This is a genomic window from Streptomyces sp. NPDC038280, assembly GCF_055600045.1.
This window is the reverse complement of record NZ_JBVJYZ010000047.1, coordinates 1-1,644: the sequence shown is the minus strand read 5'-3', so window position 1 is coordinate 1,644 and position 1,644 is coordinate 1. Positions and strand designations below refer to the sequence as shown.

The window sequence follows — 1,644 nt, the reverse complement described above, 5'->3', positions numbered from 1 at the left end:
TCGGTGGGCGCCGTTCAGGTCGAGGTGCCGGAGAACCTGATCCCGGCCGACGCGACCGAGATCACCCCGGAAATGCTGCCGCTCGTCGACCTCACGGCCGAGGAGCTGGGGCGCGTCCTCGCCAGCGTTGACGGCGGTGCGGCCAACGTCGCCGACATCTACCCGCTCGCCCCCCTCCAGGAAGGCCTGCTCTTCCACCACCTCCTCGCCGAGGGCGGCGAGGACACGTATGTCATGCCGACGGTGGTGAAGTTCGACTCCCGCGAGCTGTTCGACGCCTTCGTTGACGCCCTGCAGCGCGTGGTGGAGCGGCACGACATCTACCGAACGTCGATCGTGTGGGACGGCCTGCGCGAACCGGTCCAGGTCGTCAGACGGCACGCCACCCTGCCCGTGGAGGAAGTGTTCCTGAACGCCCACGGCGGCGACCCGGTCACGCAGTTGCTCACGGCCGGTGGCGGGTCGATGGACCTGGGCCGGGCCCCTCTGATCCGGGTACACGTGGCCCGCGTCCCGGGCGCGGACGAGTGGCTGGCGCTGGTCCGGATCCACCACATGGTGCAGGATCACACGGCGCTGGAGGTCATGAACGGCGAGGTCAACGCGTTCCTTGCCGGGCGCGAAGAGTCGCTGGCGGAGCCGCTGCCGTTCCGCACCTTCGTCGTCCAGGCGCGGGCCGGGGCAGGCGAGGGCGAGCACGAGAGGTACTTCGCCGACCTGCTCGGCGACGTCACCGAGCCGACGGCACCGTTCGGCCTGGTCGACGTGCGCGGCGACGGCACCGGCATGACGCGAGCCAGGGTTCCCTTCGGGGACGAGTTGCACGCGCGTCTGTTGGACGTCTCGCGTCAACTCGGCTCCAGCCCAGCGACGTTGCTGCACGTGGCGTGGGCTCGTGTTCTCGCGGCGGTCAGCGGGCGCGAGGACGTGGTCTTCGGCACCGTCCTGTTCGGCCGCATGAACGCCGGCTCTGGGTCCGACCGCGTGCCAGGCCCCTTCCTCAACACGCTGCCGGTCCGGGTCCGCACAGAGGAACTCGGCGTCCTTACCGCCGTGTCCGCGATGCGCGGTCAACTGGCGGAACTCCTGGAGCACGAGCACGCGCCGCTCACGGTGGCGCAGCAGGCCAGCGGGGTGACGGGTGACACTCCGCTGTTCACCTCGCTGTTCAACTACCGCCACAACAGCAGCGGCGGTGCGGGGGAGCGCGCCGGCGAGGGCCCGGATGGCCGCGACGATCGATTGGACGGAATCAGGAGGGTCTTCTTCGAGGAGCGCACCAACTACCCGCTGATGGCTTCGGTCGACGACAACGGCGACCGGATTTCGCTGGCCGTCCACGCGGTGGCGCCGATCGACCCGGAGACGGTGGGCATCTTCATGCGTACCACTGCGGAGAACCTGGTGTCCGCGCTCGAAATGGCCTTGGCGAGCGGCCTCGACGTGCCGCTGAGTGGGGTGCAGGTGCTGGACGGGCCCGAGCGCCGGCGGATGCTGGTGGAGTGGAACGCTCCGGTGGCGGAGGTCCCTGAGTGGACGCTTCCGGAGTTGTTTGAGGCGCAGGTGGTGCGGGCGCCGGGGGCGGTGGCGGTTGTCGCGAACGGTGTTGAGGTGTCGTATGCCGTTTTGGATGGTCGTGCGAAT

At 69.5% G+C, this 1,644-nt stretch carries 1 protein-coding gene; it reads left to right on the top strand.

The window, feature by feature from the left end; translation table 11 throughout:
- Positions 1 to 1,644: condensation domain-containing protein (locus ACZ7J0_RS33740; protein ID WP_470893901.1), on the top strand; the 1,644-nt coding region annotated here is incomplete at both ends.